This window comes from Williamsia sp. z34 (assembly GCF_059553395.1).
In genome coordinates, this window is sequence record NZ_JCANWW010000002.1 from 79676 (window position 1) to 97979 (window position 18304).

The window sequence follows — 18304 nt, forward strand, 5'->3', positions numbered from 1 at the left end:
GAATCGTTCCCATCGAGGTCGGTTGGTTTGGCCGGGAGGTCAGATGTCGCGGACGAAGGCGCAGCGTAAGAAGGGCCACGCGGGGTATGACCGCGTCTCGACCACAAGTGATGGACGCGTCAGATCGCGCGGTGAGGCAAGTGTGTCCACGTTGGACACCGGACCCCGCTCCGTCGACGCGATCGGTGCGCCGCCGGCCGTCGGAACCAATTCGCGCTGGGGCAAGCACCGTGTGCTGCTCCTGAACGCGACCTACGAACCACTTGCCGCGATCTCGATACGCAGGGCGATCGTGTTGGTGCTCCGTGAGCGGGCCGATGTCATCCACGAGGACGGCGCCGGCCCGCTCATTCATTCGGCGGAGATGGCGATGGCCGTGCCGTCGGTGATCCGGCTGCGAACGTACGTGCGGGTGCCGTATCGCGCGGTCATCCCGATGACGCGGGCCGCACTGATGCAGCGCGACCGGACGCGTTGCGGCTATTGCGGTGGCAAGGCCGACACGATCGACCATGTGGTGCCGCGCAGTCGCGGTGGGACGCACACCTGGGACAACTGCGTCGCCTGTTGTGCCTCGTGCAACCACAAGAAGGCCGATCGTCTGCTCTCGGAACTGGGATGGACACTCAAGGCTCCACTGACCGCGCCGAAGGGCCGGCACTGGCGGCTGCTGGCGACGGTGAAGGATTTCGACCCGGCATGGTCGCGTTATCTCGATGTGGGTGCGGCCTGAGCCGGGTCGGCGGGTATCGGCGTACCTTGTTTCGACGCGCCGGGTGACCTCGGCGAAGCAGCGCCGGTGCCGTCGGCTAAGTTTTGACACAAGAGTCGAGCGGTTCTGAAGGGCGGAACGATGGAAGACCTGATTGTGGCGATCGGCATGCCGACCATCATCATCACTGTCATTTCTGTGGTGTTGGTTGTCATGGCGTTGGTGTTCACCAGCGGTATCAAGTACCCGAAGGTGAAGTTCTACACGATCGACCAGAAGTGGGAGCATGGACCGTTGCTGCTCAGCGCAACCGAAGCAGCACCCGTGGCCCCGCTGTACCACGGGCACGGAACGGACGATTTGATCGGAGGCTCGGCAAGTGGCAAGTGGTGATGTGGTCAAGTCGACCGTCGATCCCGAATCGCTCCCCATGGGCTCGGCCCTGACCCTCAGTGGTCGGGTGTCGGCAGCTCGTTTCCCGGAGGACGTCCCGTCCACGCCGCCGTTCAAGACGGACGAACTGGTGGCACTGGACGAGGCATTGTTCGATGCGACCGATCAGACGGGTATCCGTTTCTCGGTGTTCATCGGAGACCTGGGCGCTGACCCGGTCGCCGGTGCCGCGGCGATCCTTCCGAGTGCTCCGGAACCGGAACATGCCGCGCTCATCGCGGTGTCGCCGAACACCAAGGACGTAGTGGTCGTCTCCGGCAAAGAGGTCGCCACCCGTCTCAACGATCGGGTCGCCCAGCTCGGTGTCACCGCGGCGATCGCGGGCATCCGGTCCGGCGACCTCGTCGACGGATTGATCTCCGCCATCCGCGTGATAGCAGCGGCCGTCACCGTTCGCTGATCACGATCTGAACAGACAAAAGGGGCGGGGCAACCAATTCGGTTGCCCCGCCCCTTTTGTGTCTGTCTAACTCTTGTCGAAGGTGCGGGCCCGGAGTGTGCGGGCCACGGTGTCGCGTCCTTCGGAGATCAACCGGCGCAGTGCCGGCGGATGGTCGGCCGCCAGCAGTTCGTCGGCCAGCGCCAGTGCGTCCTCGTCGACTGCCCAGTTCGGGTACAGCCCGACGACCACGGTCTGGGCGACCTCACTCGAACGCCGCTGCCACACCTGCGGGGCGACCTCGAAGTACTTCGAGGTGTAGGGCGCCAGGAGCGCGCTCTGACCCGGTCGGTTGAATCCGGCGATGATCGAGCGGCCCAACGTGTTCGAGAGGCTGTCGTCCTCGGTCACGGTGGTCCACGCCTGCGCTTTCGCCTCGGCCAGCGGACGTGAGGCCCGTGCCTTGGCGGCCTGCCTGCTGCCCGCGGAGGTGTTGTCCCGGGCGAGTTCGGCGTCGATCAGCGGGCTGTCGGCCGGATCGGTGTCGATGGCCCCGGCGGTGGCCAGCGCCTGCACGATCGACCATCGCAGGTCTGTGTCGACGGAGAGCCCGGCCAGCCCCTGATCGGCGGGATCCGAATCGAGCAGCGCCCGGACCACATCGGTCTGCTCAGGAGCCAGCACGCCGGAGAGCAGCGTGTCGACGAAGGCCAGCTGATGGTCGGAACCGGGCTGCGCCGCCCGGGCGAGTTCGAGTAGCCGGGCGCTGAACCGGGGCCACCCCACACTCGTTGCCCACTCCGGATCGGCGTAGCCGTCGATTGCGGTCTGCGCTTGCAGGAGCACCCGCTGCACGACACCGATCTCGGTTTCGGTACCGATGTTCTGCTCCACCAGCGCGGCGAAATCCCGGGCGCGCATCTCTGCCTGCCGGGTCATCTCCCAGGCCGCCGACCACACCAGCGTGCGGGGCATCGGCTCGCTGATGTCGGCGAGCCGGCTGGTCGCGGTGGCCAGGGAATCGGGATCGAGCCGGACCGAGCAGTAGGTCAGGTCGTCGTCGTTCAGCAAGATCAGCTGTCCGCGATCGACCCCGACCAGCTCGGCAACGGAGGTGCGGTCCCCGGTGACATCGAGTTCAACTCGCTTGGTGCGGACGAGTTTTCCGTCTACATCGTCGTACACGCCGACCGCGAGGCGGTGGGTACGGGTTTCGCCCGCGCCGGGTGCCGCCCCGTCCTGGAGGATGTCGAACCGCGTGAACGCCCCGGAATCGTCGAGGTCGAAGTCCGGCCGGATGACGTTGATCCCGGTCGTCTTGAGCCACTGCGAACCCCAGTCCGACAGGTCGCGGCCCGACGCCTTCTCCAGTGCGCCGAGGAGATCGGCGAAGGTGGCGTTCCCGAACTGGTGGGCCTGGAAGTAGTCGCGCAGGCCGGACAGGAACTCTTCGAGACCGACGTATGCGACCAGTTGCTTGAGCACCGAAGCGCCCTTGGCATAGGTGATTCCATCGAAATTGACCTCGACGGCGGCGATGTCCGGGATGTCGGCCGCCACCGGGTGGGTGGACGGGAGCTGGTCCTGCCGGTACGCCCAGGACTTCTCGACGTTGGCGAATGTCGTCCAGGCGTTCTTGTACTCGGTGGCCTCCGACTGGCACAGCACCGAGGCGAACGTGGCGAAGGACTCGTTGAGCCACAGGTCATCCCACCACTGCATGGTGACGAGGTCGCCGAACCACATGTGTGCCATCTCGTGCAGCACGGTCTCTGCGCGGCGTTCGTACAGGTATTTGGTGACCTTGGACCGGAAGACGTAGTCCTCGAGGAACGTCACCGCACCCGCGTTCTCCATGGCGCCGGCATTGAACTCCGGGACGAAGAGCTGGTCGTACTTGCCGAACGCATACGGAATGCCGAAGTTCTTGTGGTAGAACTCGAAACCCTGTTTGGTCTCGGTGAACAGCCGCCCGGAATCCATGAACTCGGCCAGTGACGAACGGCAGAAGATACCGAGGTCGATGGTGCCGTGTTCGTCGGTGTAGTGGTCCGTCCACACCGCGTAGGGGCCGGCGATCAATGCGACCAGGTAGGTGCTCAGCAGTGGGGTGGTCGCGAATGTGTGCTTCCCCGGGGACGTTTCGGTGCCGGCCCCGTTGGAGATCACCTTCCAGTCCGTCGGAGCGGTGACGGTGACGTCGAAGGTCGCCTTCATGTCCGGCTGATCAAAACAGGCAAACATTCGTTTGGCGTCGGCGGTTTCGAACTGTGAGTACAGGTACACCGCATCGTCGGTGGGATCGACAAAACGATGCAGACCCTCGCCGGTGTGTGAATACACGCAGTCGGCGACCACGACGAGGGTGTTGTCGGTGGCCAGGTCGTTCAGCGCCAGGCCGTCCTCCTCGGTGTATCCGGAGACGTCGAGGTCGGAGCCGTTGAGCGTGGCGCTGTGCACGGTCTGCGCGATGAGATCGACGAACGACGAGGAGCCTGCCGTCGCGGTGAAGGTGATGGTCACCGCCGACCGGAACGTCTTCTCGCCGGGTTTGCCCGCGCCATCGGTGAGATCGAGATCGATCGCGTAGTTGGAGACCGAGATGTTCGCCGAGCGTTGGCCCGCCAGATCACGGGTCAAATTTGGTGCCGCCACGTTGCCTCGATTCAGGAGAGATTTGCCGGTTGCTACACAACTACCGTATTGCGTGTGGGCTCTTGCCGTGGCTCGGGGCAGGAGGGAATGGGACCCGTCCCGGATTGTTGAATGGTGCAAGGTGCCACCGGTGCCATACCTGGACGTTCTACTGCTGAAGGAGTTCTCCAACTCATGACCGCCTCGACTGACCGCGTTGACTTCTGGTTCGACCCGCTGTGCCCGTGGTGCTGGATCACCTCCCGCTGGATTCTGGAGGTTGAGAAGGTCCGCGACATCGAGACGAACTTCCACATCATGAGCTTGGCGGTGCTCAACGAAGGCAAAGACATCCCCGACGAATATCGCGAAGGGCTCAAGGAGGCCTGGCGCCCGGTTCGCGTGATCGCCGCTGCGCAGGCCGAACACGGCGATGAGATCCTGTCTCCGCTGTACACCGCGATGGGAACGCTCATCCACAACAAGGGCATCAAGGACTTCGGCGAGGTCATCCCGCTGGCACTCGAAGAGGTGGGACTGTCCGCCGAGTTGGCCAAGGCCGCTGACGAAACCACCTTCGACGAAGCCATCCGCAAGAGCCATCACGCAGGTATGGACAAGGTGGGCGACGACGTCGGAACCCCGACGATCCACATCAACGACGTGGCCTTCTTCGGACCGGTTCTGTCCCGGATCCCGCGGGGCGAGGACGCCGGAAAGGTGTGGGACGGCGCATTGGCCCTGTCGAGCTACCCGCACTTCTTCGAACTCAAGCGGTCTCGCAACGAGGATCCGCAGTTCGACTGAGCAGCTACTTCCGGTCGGCCTGATCTTTGGTCAGGTCGACCGGTGCCATGAGCAGTGGGCCCGGCGGCGGCAGCATCTGCACGTGTCCGCTCCCGATTCCCCGGACAATCTGACGAGGCCGGAAGAACATCCGTCCCGGCCCGGATCGGTCGCGCAGGGCCGCTGCTCGCCAGGTCAGCACCGGGTGGGTCGACTGCAGATTGGTCAACCATGTGAAGAAGCCCTTCTCCAGCGTGGCCCGATCGGCGAACTCGTCGAAACTGACCGAGGTGAGCATGTATTTGCCGGCCGCCAACACCCCGATGGCGCCGGGTGATCCGGATGGTTGGTTGTAGTAGCCGTGGTTGTCGGCGGTGTACTCCATGGATCGCGACAGTGCCTGGCCGAGCACGGGGAGATTCAGGCCGATGATCGAACCGAGCTGCCGCCAGTAGGACACGTGCCCGGCCGCGATGTGCCCGACCTCGTGTCCGATGATGAACCGCAACGCCTCTGGGCTGCGGGCATGCCCACCGATCTCGAAGAGATCGGAATAGACGACGACAAATCGACGGAATCCGTGGCCGGATGCAAAGGCGTTGATTGTGCCGTTGCCGAGGACCACATAGGCGTCCGGGACGTACTCGAGCCCGAATCTGCGGGCCGATTCGACCACCATCTGGTAGCCCTCGGGGAACTGGGTCGGGCTCATCTTTACCCCGTTGACACGTGGCATCGCGTAGGTCAGGCCGCGGATCAGATACAGCAGCAGCGGCGCGAGCAGGACCAGCAGGAACCAGGTGTTCAGAGACCCCGTTGCCACCAGGGCCACGACCAGCACGTACCCGCCGAGTCCGACAACCAGGACCAGGACCAGGATCGGAATCTCCCACGGATGCCGTCGCGGTGGCCCGGCAAACGGGGCCGGGGTGAGCCAGTGCGACGCCGCTGCGGGCGGAGGGGAGTCGGGATTCACCCTGACCAATCTAGTGTTGTCGCGGCTGCCGCATACCCCGGTCCGGGCCCGACGTTTCCGGTCGGTGCCCGAGGCGCGGCCGCACTCTGTCAGACTGTTCGGCATGCGCGTGTACCTAGGTGGCGACCATGCCGGATTCGAACTCAAAGCCCAGATTGCCGAACATCTGACCTCTGCGGGTCATGAGGTGATCGATTGTGGAGCGCACGAATACGATGCGCTCGACGACTATCCCGCTTTCTGCGTCGATGCGGCGCTGCGGACCGTCGCCGACGAAGGCAGCCTCGGGATCGTGCTCGGTGGCAGCGGGAACGGCGAGCAGATCGCTGCGAACAAGGTGCCCGGTGCCCGGTGCGCGTTGGCGTGGAGCGTCGAGACCGCACAACTGGCGCGGCAGCACAACAACGCGCAGCTGATCGGCATCGGGGGCCGCATGCACAGCAAGGCCGAGGCGTTGGCCATCGTCGATGCGTTCATCAACACCGAATGGTCGGGTGAAGAGCGCCATCAGCGCCGCATCGACATCCTCTCGGAGTACGAGCGCACCGGCGTACCGCCGCTGCTGCCCGGGCGCTGAGGCTTCGAAACACACTGTGCCTGAAGGGCATACGCTTCACCGGCTGGCCCGGGTCCACCATCGCAAGTTCGCCGGCCGACAGGTGGCGGTCAGCAGTCCGCAAGGACGCTTCGCCGCCGGGGCCGGCCGGATCGACGGACAGACCTTTCTCCGAGCGGAGGCCTGGGGAAAGCATCTGATCCATCGCTACGGCAACGGCGAGATCGTCCACGTACATCTGGGCCTCTACGGAGCTTTCACCGAAGGCCTGCCACCGCTGCCCACACCGGTGGGACAGGTTCGGATGCGCATGGAGACCGAGGATTACGGCACCGACCTCCGGGGCCCGACCGCCTGCGAGCTGTACACCCCCGCGGATCTGACCGCGCTGACCGCGCGATTGGGTCCGGACCCACTGCGCAAGGACGCCGATCCCGAACTGGCGTGGGCTGCGATAACCCGTTCCCGCAAGGCGGTCGGTGCACTCGTGATGGACCAGAAGGTGCTGTGCGGTGTGGGTAACGTCTACCGTGCCGAGGTTCTGTTCCGGGCATCGATCAATCCGCATCGACCCGGCACCGGGATCGACCGCGCCGAGTGGGACGGCCTGTGGGCGGATCTCGTGGCATTGATGGCAATCGGTGTCCGACGCGGCAAGATGCACGTCGTGCGTCCCGAAGATGATCACGGGGCCCCGGCCTATGGGCCGGGTCGGCCGCGGACCTACGTCTATCGCCGCGCCGGTGAACCATGCCGAATCTGCCGGACACCGATCCTGATGGGGGAGATGGTGGCCCGCAAGGTCTATTGGTGCCCGACCTGTCAGGCCGATTGAGCCCGACTCGCGGCGACCGGTGGGTGATCGCCTGAGCAAGCACACAGGTTTCATCGGCATGATGGAGCCCATGGCAGTTGCGACGGTGCTCTTCGTCGAAGGAACCGGGGAGTCGTACCCGGGGGACACCCGCGTGCGGGTCGGCGGTCTCCTCGCCGCGGTGGCCGCCCGGCTCGATGAGCGATTCGACTGCCGATGGGTGGGATACCCGTCGAGCTACGGCCCGGTGCCCGAACTGACCGGTATGAGTTACCTCGACAGCGTTCGCGAAGGTGTGACGAACCTGCAGGGGCGGTTGCACGCGACCCCCGGACCGGTGATGCTCATCGGTTATTCGCAGGGCGCGGTGGTGGTCCGAAACCTGCTGGCCGGCCCGGAGAGTCCGAAGTCTGTGGTGGCAGTCGGACTGGTGGCCGACCCGCATCAGCCGCCGGGAGCCGTGCGCGGTTGCGATGGATTCGGACTTGCCGGCGAGGGCCCGACGATCCCGGGGGATCTGCCGGTTATCTGGATCGCCGACCCCGCCGACGTCATCTGCAACGCCAGTGGTGACTCGTTCCTGCGAGATCTTGCCGACCTCACCGCCGCCATGTCCATCCATGATGTTCGTGGCTGGTGTCGTCATCTCTGGCAAGTCCTGAAGGGCAACGACTTCCAGAACGCGGACCGGACCTCGATCCGTCCCCGCCAGTGGCGCCGGGATGTGCGGCGCCTGCGGGTCGCGCTGGGGGAGATCGCGGGATATCTACCCGGCAGATTGATGTGGCGCGGTCTGCAGATCGTGAACCGTCGCGGTGGACGGCACACCGCATACGCCGCCGAACCATTTGGCGGCGGCGACCTGTCGGGCTGCGGTCTGCTGGCGCAGTGGTTGCAGGTCCAGGTGACATTCCTGCCCTTCCGAGGTGTGGACGGGAGCGCCGCGTAGCAGGTGTCCACCGGGGGTCGATGACAACAATTCATCCGCCCGAAATGTGCGACGGGCGTAGTTGGGTGACACTGAGTCCCAGACCTGTCAACGCTGGGAGAAACGACGTGGATCACTACGACCTGGTTGTCATCGGCTCCGGCCCTGCCGGGCAGAAGGCGGCCATAGCCGCCGCCAAGCTCGGCAAGAAGGCCGCGGTCGTCGAACGCCGGAACATGGTCGGCGGCGTCTGTATCAACACCGGCACCATTCCCTCGAAGACGCTGCGCGAGGCGGTGCTGTATCTGACCGGTCTGAATCAGCGGGAGTTGTACGGGCAGTCGTACCGGCTCAAAACCGATATCACCGTTGCCGATCTGTCCTCACGCACGTCGCACGTGGTGGGCAAAGAGATTGACATCATCCAGAATCAGTTGTCCCGCAACCGAGTTGCCCTCCTGATCGGTAACGGAAGGTTTGTCGGACCCAACGAACTCATCGTCGAATCGGAGGGTGGTGACCGGAAGAACATCAGCTTCGACCACGCGGTCATCGCCGTCGGCACCCGCCCGGCGCGGCCCGCCACGGTCGAGTTCGACGGCGCGACGATCGTCGACTCCGACCAGATCCTCGGGGTCGACCGGTTGCCACAGTCGATGGTGGTGGTCGGTGCCGGTGTGATCGGTATCGAGTACGCCTCGATGTTCGCCGCGCTGGGCACCAAGGTGACCGTGGTCGAGCAGCGGGAGAGCATGCTCGACTTCGTCGACCGGGAGATCGTCGAGGCGTTGCAGTACCAACTGCGCGATCGGGGCGTCACATTCCGGTTCGGTGAATCGGTGAAAATGGTCGAGAAGCACCAGTCCGGAACGGTCACGGTGCTGGAGTCGGGCAAGAAGGTCCCGGCGGACACCGTGCTGTATTCGGCAGGCAGACAAGGCGTCACCGAGGAATTGGGTGTTGCCGCAGCCGGTCTGGAGGGTGACAACCGCGGTCGGCTCAAGGTCGATGAGTGCTTCCGCACCGCGGTGCCCCACATTTATGCGGTCGGTGACGTCATCGGGTTCCCCGCCTTGGCGGCCACCGCGATGGAGCAGGGACGACGGGCCGCATACGACGCCTTCGGCGAACCGGTCGGGGACTCGGACGCGTCCAAGTACCCGATCGGGATCTATTCGATCCCGGAGATCAGCTTCGTGGGCAAGACAGAGGAGGAACTGACCGCGGCGAACGTGCCCTTCGAAGTGGGCGTCGCCCGCTATCGGGAACTCGCCAGGGGCGCCATCATGGGCGACGCATACGGCATGCTCAAACTGCTTGTGGACGCGCACGACCGGAGCATTCTGGGCGTACACGTATTCGGTTCCAACGCTGCGGAATTGGTTCACATCGGACAGACGGTGATGGGCTGCGGAGGGACCGTCGACTACCTGGTCGACGCAGTGTTCAACTACCCGACCCTGGCCGAGGGATACAAGGTGGCAGCCCTGGACGCGGTGAACAAGATGCGGGCCATTGCGCGCGTCACCGGCGTCGGCAACGGTCACGATCTCGGTGCCGAATAGCGGAAGAGACGAAAAAACCCGGCACCGAGAGTTGCTCTCGGTGCCGGGTTCTCAGATGTTCTCCGGGAGACTAGCTACCCGGGACGTACTGCCCGCCGACAGTGCCCTGCACCACGATCGGGGTGCCTTCGGGGAAGTTCTCGTAGACCCACTGGCCGTTCTCCGGACTCAGGTTGATGCAGCCATGGCTCACGTTGGTGTTGCCCTGCTGTTCCACCGACCACGGTGCGGCGTGGATGAAGATTCCGTCCCAGGACATGCGGATCGCATGTTCGACGTACGTGCGGTAGCCGCCCGGCGCGTCGATCGGGACCCCGTACGTGGACGAATCCATGTACATGTCGCGGTACTTCTCTTTGGTGTAGTACGTGCCGTTCGGGGTCGGGTTCTCGTTCGATCCCATCGAGATGGGCATCTTGCGAACGATCTTGCCCTCGTGCCACACGGTCAACTCATGGGTGGCGTCGTCGGCGAGGGCAACCCAGCCCGTATCGGTCTTCACCGGGGGTGCGGGTTCGACGGGCTTCGGCGGCTCCGGTGCCGGTTCCGGCGTGGCCTGCGGTGCCGGCGGCGGCGTCGGGACCGTCAGGCCCGGGATCTGTGGCAGTGGGACGCCGGGCAGACCGGGGATGGTGGGCGACGGCTGCGCCGAGGCGGCAGTGGGAACTGCCAAAGCCATCACGACGACACCGAGTCCGGCGGCCAAGAGGCGTTTGGCGGTGCGTCCGCGGGCGAACTTGCTGGTCGACACTATGTATAACCCTAACGTTGGGTGCAGGTTTATGCGCTCCCCGAAAGCGCAGATTCAATACTTGCATGTCGGCCCGACGCCGCCAAACGTTACAAACCAGGTTGTGGTCAGAGTTGCTGAAGTGACCATTTGGGTCCAGTCGGCCGGCCTGAAAGTGATCTGACTCACTCTATTTCGGCGTTTGGCGTCCGCATCCCGTCAGCAATTGCTGGGAGCGGGAACACCGTTCATCCGGTCGGTCATCCAGGCCAGGGCCGGTGGCAGTCCGATCACTGCGGCGCTCAAATGGTCGGGTGAGGGGGTCAGGACAGAGACCACCGCTGTTCCGGCCCGGCAGTAGCGCGAGTTGGTGTGAAGGATCGAGTCGATCGGGATCAGGCTGTCGATGGGGCTGTGCCACTCGAAAACGGGGGCATCCGGTACCCCCGGGAAGAACTCCAGGCTGTTCTCGTTGACCACTCGTCGGGCCGCCGGATCGTCGAAGATCTTGACGTCCGGGGTCATCTCCTTGGCGCTGTGACCGAGCCCGGTCAGCAGGATCTCGTTGGTGCAGGCATTTTGCATCTCGCGATACATCGACTTGCCGAGCGGGGTCAGGTTCTGCCACACCGGCATCTCATTCGGATATTCGCGCGACAAACCGATCGCCGCGGCGAATGCGAGGCCGAACGCGGGGTGTGGATCGTTGTATCCGAGTCCTTCGGCCATCTTGATCAAGTTCATCGGGGCGCCGCCGTAAGCACTGCCCGCGATCTCGAGTCCGGGCGCGTACGAGGGTGCCAGGGCAGATGCCCAGGCTGTCGCCATCCCGCCACCGGAGTACCCCATCAGCCCCACTCTGCTCTGCTTGACGCGCGCGGGGGCAAAACGCTGTGCCGCCCGGACCCCGTCCAGAGCGATCCGGCCGCCGAGCTGGGCGGCGCCGTACGAACTCCGTGGGCCCAGATGGTCGGGGATCGCCAGGACCCACCCCTGCTGGAGAACCCCGTTCAGCAGTGGGCGCTGACTGGCGGTCAGGCTGCCGGAGCGGGGATCGAGATCAGTCGTCGAGGCATAGAGCTGCCGCGACGGCGAGCATTCCAGGCCCATCGCGTTGACGATGTCCTGCACGCTGAGCAGCGGGCCATCGGCCTTGTGACCATCGGGTACCAGGAGTGTGGTGACCGCTGCGATCGGACGCTCGTACATGTCGGTGCTGCGGAACTTGACCTGGTACGTGCGCAGTGCGAACAGCCCTGGGGGGTCGGGCATCTCGCGGCTCGCGATGACCTCCCCGTTCGCGTAGCGGCCGATGTCGGCAGGCGCGTCGTAGAAGGAGTCGGGCAGCGGCGTGGGCAGGGCAACATCGTCGGCCGTGGCCGGGGCCGCGGTCAGCACCACCGCGGCCACCGACGCGACCGCGATCAGCCATAGGCGGGCAACTGTCGATACTCGTCGGTCCACGGGCCGCTCACTTTTACGGTAGGGGCGAAGGGATGGCGCCGAGCAGGTGTCTAGCAGGTGCTCGGCGCAGGTTGACCGGCAAATCTGTCGCCCAGCCACTGCAACGCGCCCGGGATGCCCAACGGGTAGGCGGCCAGGTGATTCGGTGCCGGTGTCGACAGGCTGGAAACCCGGACCCCGGCGCGGCAGAACCGGTTGTTGGTGGCGACAATCGACTCGACCGGGATCAGTTCATCTGTGGGACTGTGCCATTCGAACACGGGGGCGTTCGGGACACCCGGAAAGGTGTCGAGACCGTTTGCCTCGACCACTTTTCGCACCGCCGGATCGTCGAAGATCTTGACGTCGGGTGTCATCTCATCGGCGCTGTGGTCTTCCCCGATGCGCAGGATCTCGGTGGTGCAGGCATTCTGCATCTCGAGGTACATCGACTTGCCGAGCTGGGTCAGGTTGTCCCACATCGGGATCTCGTCGGGGTACTCCCGGGACAGGCCGACCGCGGCGGCGTACGCCAATCCGAATGCCGGGTGCGGATTGTTGTATCCGAGCCCTTCGGCCATCTTGATCAGGTTCATCGGGGCGCCGCCATAGGCGCTACCGGCCAGACGAAGGCCCGGAGCGTATGTGGCGGCCAGGGCCGCGGCCCAGGCCGAGGCCATCCCGCCACCGGAATAACCGATCAGTCCGACCGGGCTCCCGGCGATGTTCGCCGCATCGAGGTTCTTCCCGGCCTTGATGCCGTCCAGGGTGATCCGGCCGCCGAGCTCGGCGGCCCCGTAGGCGCTCCGCGGGCCCAGATGATCGGGGATCGCGATGACCCAGCCCTGTGCGAGCAAGCCGTTCAGTGCTGGTCCCTGGCGTGCGGTCAGGCTGTTGGTCTGTGAGTACAACGTGCGTGATGGTGCGCACTCGAGTCCGAGGGCGTTCACGATGTCCTGGAAACTCAGAACCGGTGCGTTCACACGGCGATTGAGCGGCAGCAACAGGGTGGTGACCGCGGCGATGGGCCGCTCGTACATGTCGGTGCTGCGGAACTTGAGCTGCCATGTCTCGATGTTGAGGAATCCGGGGGGATTCGGCATCTTTCGCTTGGCGACGATGTCACCGTTCGCGAAGTCCCCGATATTGCCGGGTGCCTCATAGAACCGGTCCGCCAATGGGGTCGGCAGCGCAACGTTGTCAGCTGCGGCCGTGCCCGGAGCCATGGTCACCAGCGCCAACGTGGTGGCACACAGTGCGCCGAACGTGGTGAGCCGGTGTCGTAGTCGAGAACGGGACACAGCACTATTCGGCCTGCGCAAATTAAGCCTCCGGGTCGCGAAACGGGTTTGAGCGCCGGCCCCCTCGGCGACGATGACCGGAATGAAACCGTTCCGTGACCGCGTTTGTCAAGTGCGTCACATTGTTCGCTTTGCGAGGTATGCACCACACGGTCATCACCCCGGGGAGGATCGGGCGCGGTGGTCCGGGTGGGCTTGGAGCGCAACGACTTTGCCGACCCGTAGGCGGTTCGCCGGGGGTGGCTCGACGGTCGGGGGAGTGGCCGAAGTCGGTACCGTGGGCCGACCCTGTTCGTCCGGGTACGGCGCCGCGTGGGCGGACACAAGAAAGCCCCGGTCAGAAAAACTTCTGACCAGGGCTTTCAGGATGGAGCGGGTGACGGGAATCGAACCCGCGTAGCTAGTTTGGAAGACTAGGGCTCTACCATTGAGCTACACCCGCGTGCATACGACATCAATGGGATCGCCACTGTTGCCGCTGCGAAAGGAACTGTACCGTCTCGATCCCGCGGATATGAAATCGCCTGGTCGTCTCGGCGTGGCCGCTGTTCGGGGCGACCGGTTTAGGTTCGTGGGGCGGCGGCACGTAGTATTTGCGTTCGGTGAAAGCGGCGCTGGTTCTTGCCTGGTTTCGCAGAAGACCTCACGGGATGTGGCGCAGCTTGGTAGCGCATCCGCTTTGGGAGCGGAGGGTCGCAGGTTCGAATCCTGTCATCCCGACTCAAGAAAGAAACGCACTACAAGGGAGTCAAGTGAAGAGCACCGTCGAGCAGATCAGCCCGACGCGGGTCAAACTCAACGTCGAGGTTTCTTTCGAGGAACTCGAGCCGGATTTCGCCCGCACCTACAAGACGATGGCACGGGACATCCGGATCCCCGGCTTCCGTCCCGGTAAGGCGCCCGCAAAGCTGATCGAGGCCCGTGTCGGTCGCGACGCGGTGCTGGCCCAGGTCGTGAACGACGCGATCCCCGCCAAGTACAGCGAAGCCGTTGACGCCGCCGACATCAAGGCGATCGGCCAGCCCGAGATCGACCTCTCCGAGCTGGAGTACGGCAAGAGCGTCACGTTCACTGCCGAGGTCGACGTGCGTCCCGAGATCGACCTGCCGGATTACTCGACCCTCGAGGTCGAGGTCGAACCCGTCACCGTCGATGACGAGGCAGTCGAAGAGCAGCTCGAGGCTCTCCGCGCCCGCTTCGGCACCCTGACCGGTGTCGACCGTCCGGTTGCCGACGGCGACTTCGTCTCCATCGACCTGTCGGCCACCATCGACGGCAAAGAGGTCGAAGAAGCGGCAACGAGCGGCCTGTCCCACGAGGTCGGCTCGGGCGAGCTGATCGACGGACTGGACGAGGCCCTCATCGGCCTGTCGGCCGGCGAGGAAAAGGTCTTCAAGAGCACCCTGGTTGCCGGAGATCACAGTGGCGACGAAGCCGACGTGACCGTGAAGGTTGTCTCGGTCAAGGAGCGCGAGCTCCCCGAGGTCGACGATGAGTTCGCACAACTGGCCAGCGAGTTCGACACCGTCGACGAGCTGAAGGCCGATGTGCGCGAGCGGGTGGCCCGGTCGAAGAAAATGGGACAGGCCAACGCCATCAGCGAGGCGCTGGTCGCCAAGCTGGTCGAGACCATCGACATCCCGCTGCCCGAAGCGATCGTCACCGCCGAGGTCGACGGCCAGATCCATCAGGTCGTCCACAGCCTCGGCCACGACGAAGAGGCGTTCGAGCGTCTGCTCGAGGCCCAGGGAACCACCCGCGAGAAGTTCGAGGCCGAAGCGCGTGAGGCCGCCGAGAAGTCGGTCAAGACCCAGCTGCTGCTCGACGCCATTGCCGACCAGCAGGAGACCGAGGTCGCGCAGGACGAGCTGATGCAGCAGATCATGTTCCAGGCGCAGCGCTACGGCATGCAGCCGGCCGAGTTCGCTCAGCAGCTGCAGCAGGCCGGACAGGTCGGTGCAGTCTACGCCGAGGTCCGTCGTAGCAAGGCGCTCTCGGCGATCGTCAACGAGATCACCGTCAAGGACACCGACGGCAACGTTGTCGACACCGACGAGTTCTTCCCGAAGCAGGTTGCCGAGGCAGAGGACGACGCGTCGACCGACGAGTCATAAAGCGACAAAACGCCAGCAAGCATTCTGCTGTCAGCGAATAGGGGCGACGCCGAGGGTTCGGCGTCGTCCCTATTCGTTACTGTCGAAGCGAGCAGTCAAAATCATTGTGAGTCCGTTGAACGAAAAATTCCGGGAGCTGATCCCGGGACGCGAAGGTAGGTACCGTGACTGAGCCGAAGATCCACACGCCAGCACTCTCCGGAGTAACCGCGAGTTCGGGTGTGGCCGGACTGAATCTGACCGACTCGGTCTTCGAGCGTCTGCTGCGTGAGCGAATCATCTTCCTGGGCACCCAGGTCGACGACGAGATCGCCAACCGGCTGTGCGCGCAGATCCTGCTGCTCTCTGCAGAGGATCCGACCAAGGACATCAGCCTCTACATCAACTCGCCCGGCGGTTCGGTCACCGCAGGAATGGCGATTTTCGACACGATGCAGCTCGCTCCCTGCGACATCTCCACGTACGCGATGGGTATGGCGGCATCGATGGGGCAGTTCCTGCTCGCTGCGGGAACCAAGGGCAAGCGGCACGCACTGCCACACGCCCGGATCATGATGCACCAGCCGTCCGCCGGTATCGGTGGCACCGCGGCCGACATCGCGATCCAGGCCGAGCAGTTCGCGCTGACCAAGAAAGAGATGAACAAGCTCAACGCCGAGTTCTCCGGGCAGACGCTCGAACAGATCGAAGCGGACGCCGACCGCGACAAGTGGTTCACCGCCGAGCAGGCCAAGGCCTACGGTCTCGTCGATCACGTGATCACCCGCGCTTGAGCCCGTACCACCTGTCACCTCACCGGAGAGAGCCAAAGATATGAACAATCTTTCACCCCAGTCGCGGTACATCCTTCCCTCGTTCATCGAGCACACCCCGAATGGGGCGCGGGAGTACAACCCGTACGCCAAGCTGTTCGAAGAACGAATTGTCTTCCTGGGCACCCCGATTGACGAGACCGTCGCGAACGACATCATGGCGCAGTTGCTGGTGCTCGAGTCGCAGGATCCCGACCGCGACATCATCATGTACGTGAACTCGCCGGGCGGCAGCGTGCCGGCGATGCTCGCGATCTACGACACGATGCAGTACGTCCACTGCGACATCGCGACCGTGTGCCTGGGCGAGGCCGCCTCGGCTGCCGCGATCGTGCTGGCCGGCGGAACCCCCGGAAAGCGGGCGGCCCTGCCGAACGCCACCGTGCTCATCCATCAGCCGCGTACCGGTGGGGCCTACCAGGGCCAGGTCTCGGACCTGGAGATCCAGGCCGCCGAGATCGAGCGCATCCGTCGCCGGCTGGATGACATCCTGGCCGGTCACACCGGGCAGCCCGCCGAGAAGATCCGCAAGGACACCGACCGCGACAACATCCTGACCGCCGAGCAGGCCAAGGAATACGGCATCATCGACGAGGTTTTCGAGTACCGGAAGAAGTCCGGCCGCAAGTAACGGTTCCAAGTGTCGCGGGCCATGAAGTGGGCCCGCGACATTTGGCTTTATCGGTCGAAGTTCCGCCCACCGACGGGTACGGTCGTGAGTACTGTGCTCCCCGTGAGCCGGGACGGCCGCAAGTCGGCAGCGTCTGTCGGCATCAGGGTCTTTGGGGCATCAGGTAACGGAAGTAGGGACAGCAACAGATGGCACGTATCGGAGATGGTGGCGATCTTCTGAAGTGTTCTTTCTGCGGAAAGAGCCAGAAGCAGGTCAAGAAACTGATCGCTGGACCCGGTGTGTACATCTGCGATGAATGCATCGACCTGTGCAACGAGATCATCGAAGAGGAACTGGCCGAGACCAGCGACGTCAAACTCGATGAGCTCCCCAAGCCCGCTGAGATCCGGGACTTCCTGGAGAACTACGTCATCGGGCAGGACACCGCGAAGAAGACGCTGGCAGTGGCGGTCTACAACCACTACAAGCGCATCCAGGCGGGCGACCGCAAGGACTCACGCGGTGTGGAACCGGTCGAGTTGGCGAAGTCGAACATCCTGATGCTCGGCCCCACCGGCTGTGGCAAGACCTACCTGGCCCAGACGCTGGCGAAGATGCTGAACGTTCCGTTCGCCATCGCCGACGCGACTGCGCTGACCGAGGCCGGCTATGTCGGTGAGGATGTCGAGAACATCCTGCTCAAACTGATCCAGGCCGCCGATTACGACGTCAAGCGCGCCGAGACCGGCATCATCTACATCGATGAGGTCGACAAGATCGCCCGCAAGAGCGAGAACCCGTCGATCACCCGGGACGTCTCCGGCGAAGGTGTTCAGCAGGCATTGCTCAAGATCCTCGAGGGCACGCAGGCGTCGGTACCGCCACAGGGCGGGCGCAAGCATCCGCACCAGGAGTTCATCCAGATCGACACCACCAACGTGCTGTTCATCGTCGCGGGTGCATTCGCCGGGTTGGACAAGATCGTGTCGGACCGAATCGGTAAGCGTGGCATCGGCTTCGGTACCGAGGTCGCCAAGAACGACAACGACAGCAGCGACTACTTCGCCGAGGTCCTGCCCGAAGACCTGATCAAGTTCGGATTGATCCCCGAGTTCATCGGGCGTCTCCCGGTGATCGCGTCGGTGACCAAGCTCGACAAGCCTTCCCTGATCAACATCCTGTCGGAGCCCAAGAACGCTCTGGTCAAACAGTACGCGCGACTGTTCGACATGGACGGTGTCGAGCTCGAGTTCGACGACGAGGCCCTCGAGGCGATCGCCGATCAGGCCATCCACCGTGGAACCGGCGCCCGTGGACTCCGCGCGATCATGGAAGAAGTCCTGCAGCCGGTGATGTACGACATCCCGAGTCGCGACGACGTCGCGAAGGTTGTCGTCACGGGAGAAACCGTGCGCGACAACGTTCTTCCGACGATTGTGCCGCGCAAGCCGCGCCGTGACGAACGGCGCGAGAAGAGCGCCTAGCGGG

At 64.3% G+C, this 18304-nt stretch carries 17 protein-coding genes and 2 tRNA genes; 13 read left to right on the forward strand and 6 right to left on the reverse strand.

What is annotated here, in order from left to right; genetic code table 11:
* Positions 1–43 precede the first annotated feature (43 nt).
* The 3 genes from AC51GT_RS04675 (at position 44) to AC51GT_RS04685 (ending at position 1565) form a co-directional block, all read left to right on the forward strand.
* A complete protein-coding gene (locus AC51GT_RS04675) occupies positions 44–733 on the forward strand; it encodes an HNH endonuclease (protein ID WP_496328050.1) in 690 nt (229 codons plus the stop codon).
* A 120-nt stretch (positions 734–853) separates the two neighbouring features.
* Complete coding sequence (gene ctaJ / locus AC51GT_RS04680; protein WP_496325399.1) at positions 854–1105, forward strand: aa3-type cytochrome oxidase subunit CtaJ; 252 nt, start codon at positions 854–856, stop codon at positions 1103–1105.
* Positions 1092–1565 (forward strand): DUF5130 family protein, encoded by a 474-nt coding sequence (locus AC51GT_RS04685; RefSeq protein ID WP_496325398.1) that lies wholly within the window; start codon positions 1092–1094, stop codon positions 1563–1565. The genes ctaJ and AC51GT_RS04685 overlap by 14 nt, the downstream gene beginning before the upstream one ends.
* Positions 1566–1631: 66 nt before the next feature.
* Here AC51GT_RS04685 and pepN read toward each other — a convergent pair whose 3' ends face one another.
* The gene (gene pepN, locus AC51GT_RS04690) at positions 1632–4199 is read right to left on the reverse strand and encodes an aminopeptidase N (RefSeq protein ID WP_496328051.1); all 2568 of its coding nucleotides are present in this window, start codon (positions 4197–4199) and stop codon (positions 1632–1634) included.
* Positions 4200–4373: 174 nt separating this feature from the next.
* On the opposite strand from pepN, the gene AC51GT_RS04695 reads away from it, so the two are divergent.
* The gene (locus tag AC51GT_RS04695) at positions 4374–4985 is read left to right on the forward strand and encodes a mycothiol-dependent nitroreductase Rv2466c family protein (protein WP_496328052.1); all 612 of its coding nucleotides are present in this window, start codon (positions 4374–4376) and stop codon (positions 4983–4985) included.
* A 4-nt stretch (positions 4986–4989) separates the two neighbouring features.
* On the opposite strand, the gene AC51GT_RS04700 is transcribed toward AC51GT_RS04695, so the two are convergent.
* The gene (locus AC51GT_RS04700; protein WP_496328053.1) at positions 4990–5940 is read right to left on the reverse strand and encodes a M48 family metallopeptidase; all 951 of its coding nucleotides are present in this window, start codon (positions 5938–5940) and stop codon (positions 4990–4992) included.
* Between the two features lie 103 nt (positions 5941–6043).
* On the opposite strand from AC51GT_RS04700, the gene AC51GT_RS04705 reads away from it, so the two are divergent.
* From AC51GT_RS04705 to sthA, 4 genes are all read left to right on the forward strand, one after another.
* Positions 6044–6517 carry a ribose-5-phosphate isomerase gene (locus AC51GT_RS04705; protein ID WP_496325394.1) on the forward strand — a complete coding sequence of 158 codons (474 nt, stop codon included), beginning with the start codon at positions 6044–6046 and terminating at the stop codon, positions 6515–6517.
* A 16-nt stretch (positions 6518–6533) separates the two neighbouring features.
* Positions 6534–7331, forward strand: a complete 798-nt coding sequence (locus AC51GT_RS04710) for an Fpg/Nei family DNA glycosylase (protein WP_496328054.1) — start codon at positions 6534–6536, stop codon at positions 7329–7331.
* Positions 7332–7401: 70 nt separating this feature from the next.
* The gene (locus AC51GT_RS04715; RefSeq protein WP_496328055.1) at positions 7402–8259 is read left to right on the forward strand and encodes a PE-PPE domain-containing protein; all 858 of its coding nucleotides are present in this window, start codon (positions 7402–7404) and stop codon (positions 8257–8259) included.
* Positions 8260–8366: 107 nt separating this feature from the next.
* Positions 8367–9803 carry a Si-specific NAD(P)(+) transhydrogenase gene (gene sthA, locus AC51GT_RS04720; protein ID WP_496325391.1) on the forward strand — a complete coding sequence of 479 codons (1437 nt, stop codon included), beginning with the start codon at positions 8367–8369 and terminating at the stop codon, positions 9801–9803.
* Positions 9804–9873: 70 nt separating this feature from the next.
* On the opposite strand, the gene AC51GT_RS04725 is transcribed toward sthA, so the two are convergent.
* The 4 genes from AC51GT_RS04725 to AC51GT_RS04740 all read right to left on the reverse strand — a co-directional run bounded on the left by AC51GT_RS04725 (position 9874) and on the right by AC51GT_RS04740 (position 13719).
* Positions 9874–10554, reverse strand: coding sequence for a L,D-transpeptidase (locus AC51GT_RS04725; protein ID WP_496325390.1), 681 nt, complete (start codon positions 10552–10554; stop codon positions 9874–9876).
* 198 nt (positions 10555–10752) lie between these two features.
* Positions 10753–11997 (reverse strand): lipase family protein, encoded by a 1245-nt coding sequence (locus AC51GT_RS04730; protein WP_496328056.1) that lies wholly within the window; start codon positions 11995–11997, stop codon positions 10753–10755.
* 50 nt (positions 11998–12047) lie between these two features.
* Complete coding sequence (locus AC51GT_RS04735; protein ID WP_496328471.1) at positions 12048–13202, reverse strand: lipase family protein; 1155 nt, start codon at positions 13200–13202, stop codon at positions 12048–12050.
* A 443-nt stretch (positions 13203–13645) separates the two neighbouring features.
* A tRNA-Gly gene (locus tag AC51GT_RS04740) sits at positions 13646–13719 on the reverse strand.
* A gap of 204 nt (positions 13720–13923) precedes the next feature.
* Here AC51GT_RS04740 and AC51GT_RS04745 point away from each other — a divergent pair.
* The 5 genes from AC51GT_RS04745 (at position 13924) to clpX (ending at position 18300) form a co-directional block, all read left to right on the forward strand.
* Positions 13924–13997: transfer RNA gene (locus tag AC51GT_RS04745), tRNA-Pro, on the forward strand.
* A 32-nt stretch (positions 13998–14029) separates the two neighbouring features.
* Positions 14030–15391: a trigger factor gene (gene tig, locus AC51GT_RS04750; RefSeq protein WP_496325388.1), complete on the forward strand. Its 1362-nt coding sequence runs from the start codon at positions 14030–14032 to the stop codon at positions 15389–15391.
* Positions 15392–15555: 164 nt separating this feature from the next.
* Positions 15556–16164 carry an ATP-dependent Clp protease proteolytic subunit gene (locus AC51GT_RS04755; protein ID WP_496325387.1) on the forward strand — a complete coding sequence of 203 codons (609 nt, stop codon included), beginning with the start codon at positions 15556–15558 and terminating at the stop codon, positions 16162–16164.
* Between the two features lie 40 nt (positions 16165–16204).
* Positions 16205–16834, forward strand: a complete 630-nt coding sequence (locus AC51GT_RS04760) for an ATP-dependent Clp protease proteolytic subunit (RefSeq protein WP_496325386.1) — start codon at positions 16205–16207, stop codon at positions 16832–16834.
* 188 nt (positions 16835–17022) lie between these two features.
* Complete coding sequence (clpX, locus tag AC51GT_RS04765; RefSeq protein ID WP_496325385.1) at positions 17023–18300, forward strand: ATP-dependent Clp protease ATP-binding subunit ClpX; 1278 nt, start codon at positions 17023–17025, stop codon at positions 18298–18300.
* The last annotated feature ends 4 nt before the right edge of the window (positions 18301–18304 follow it).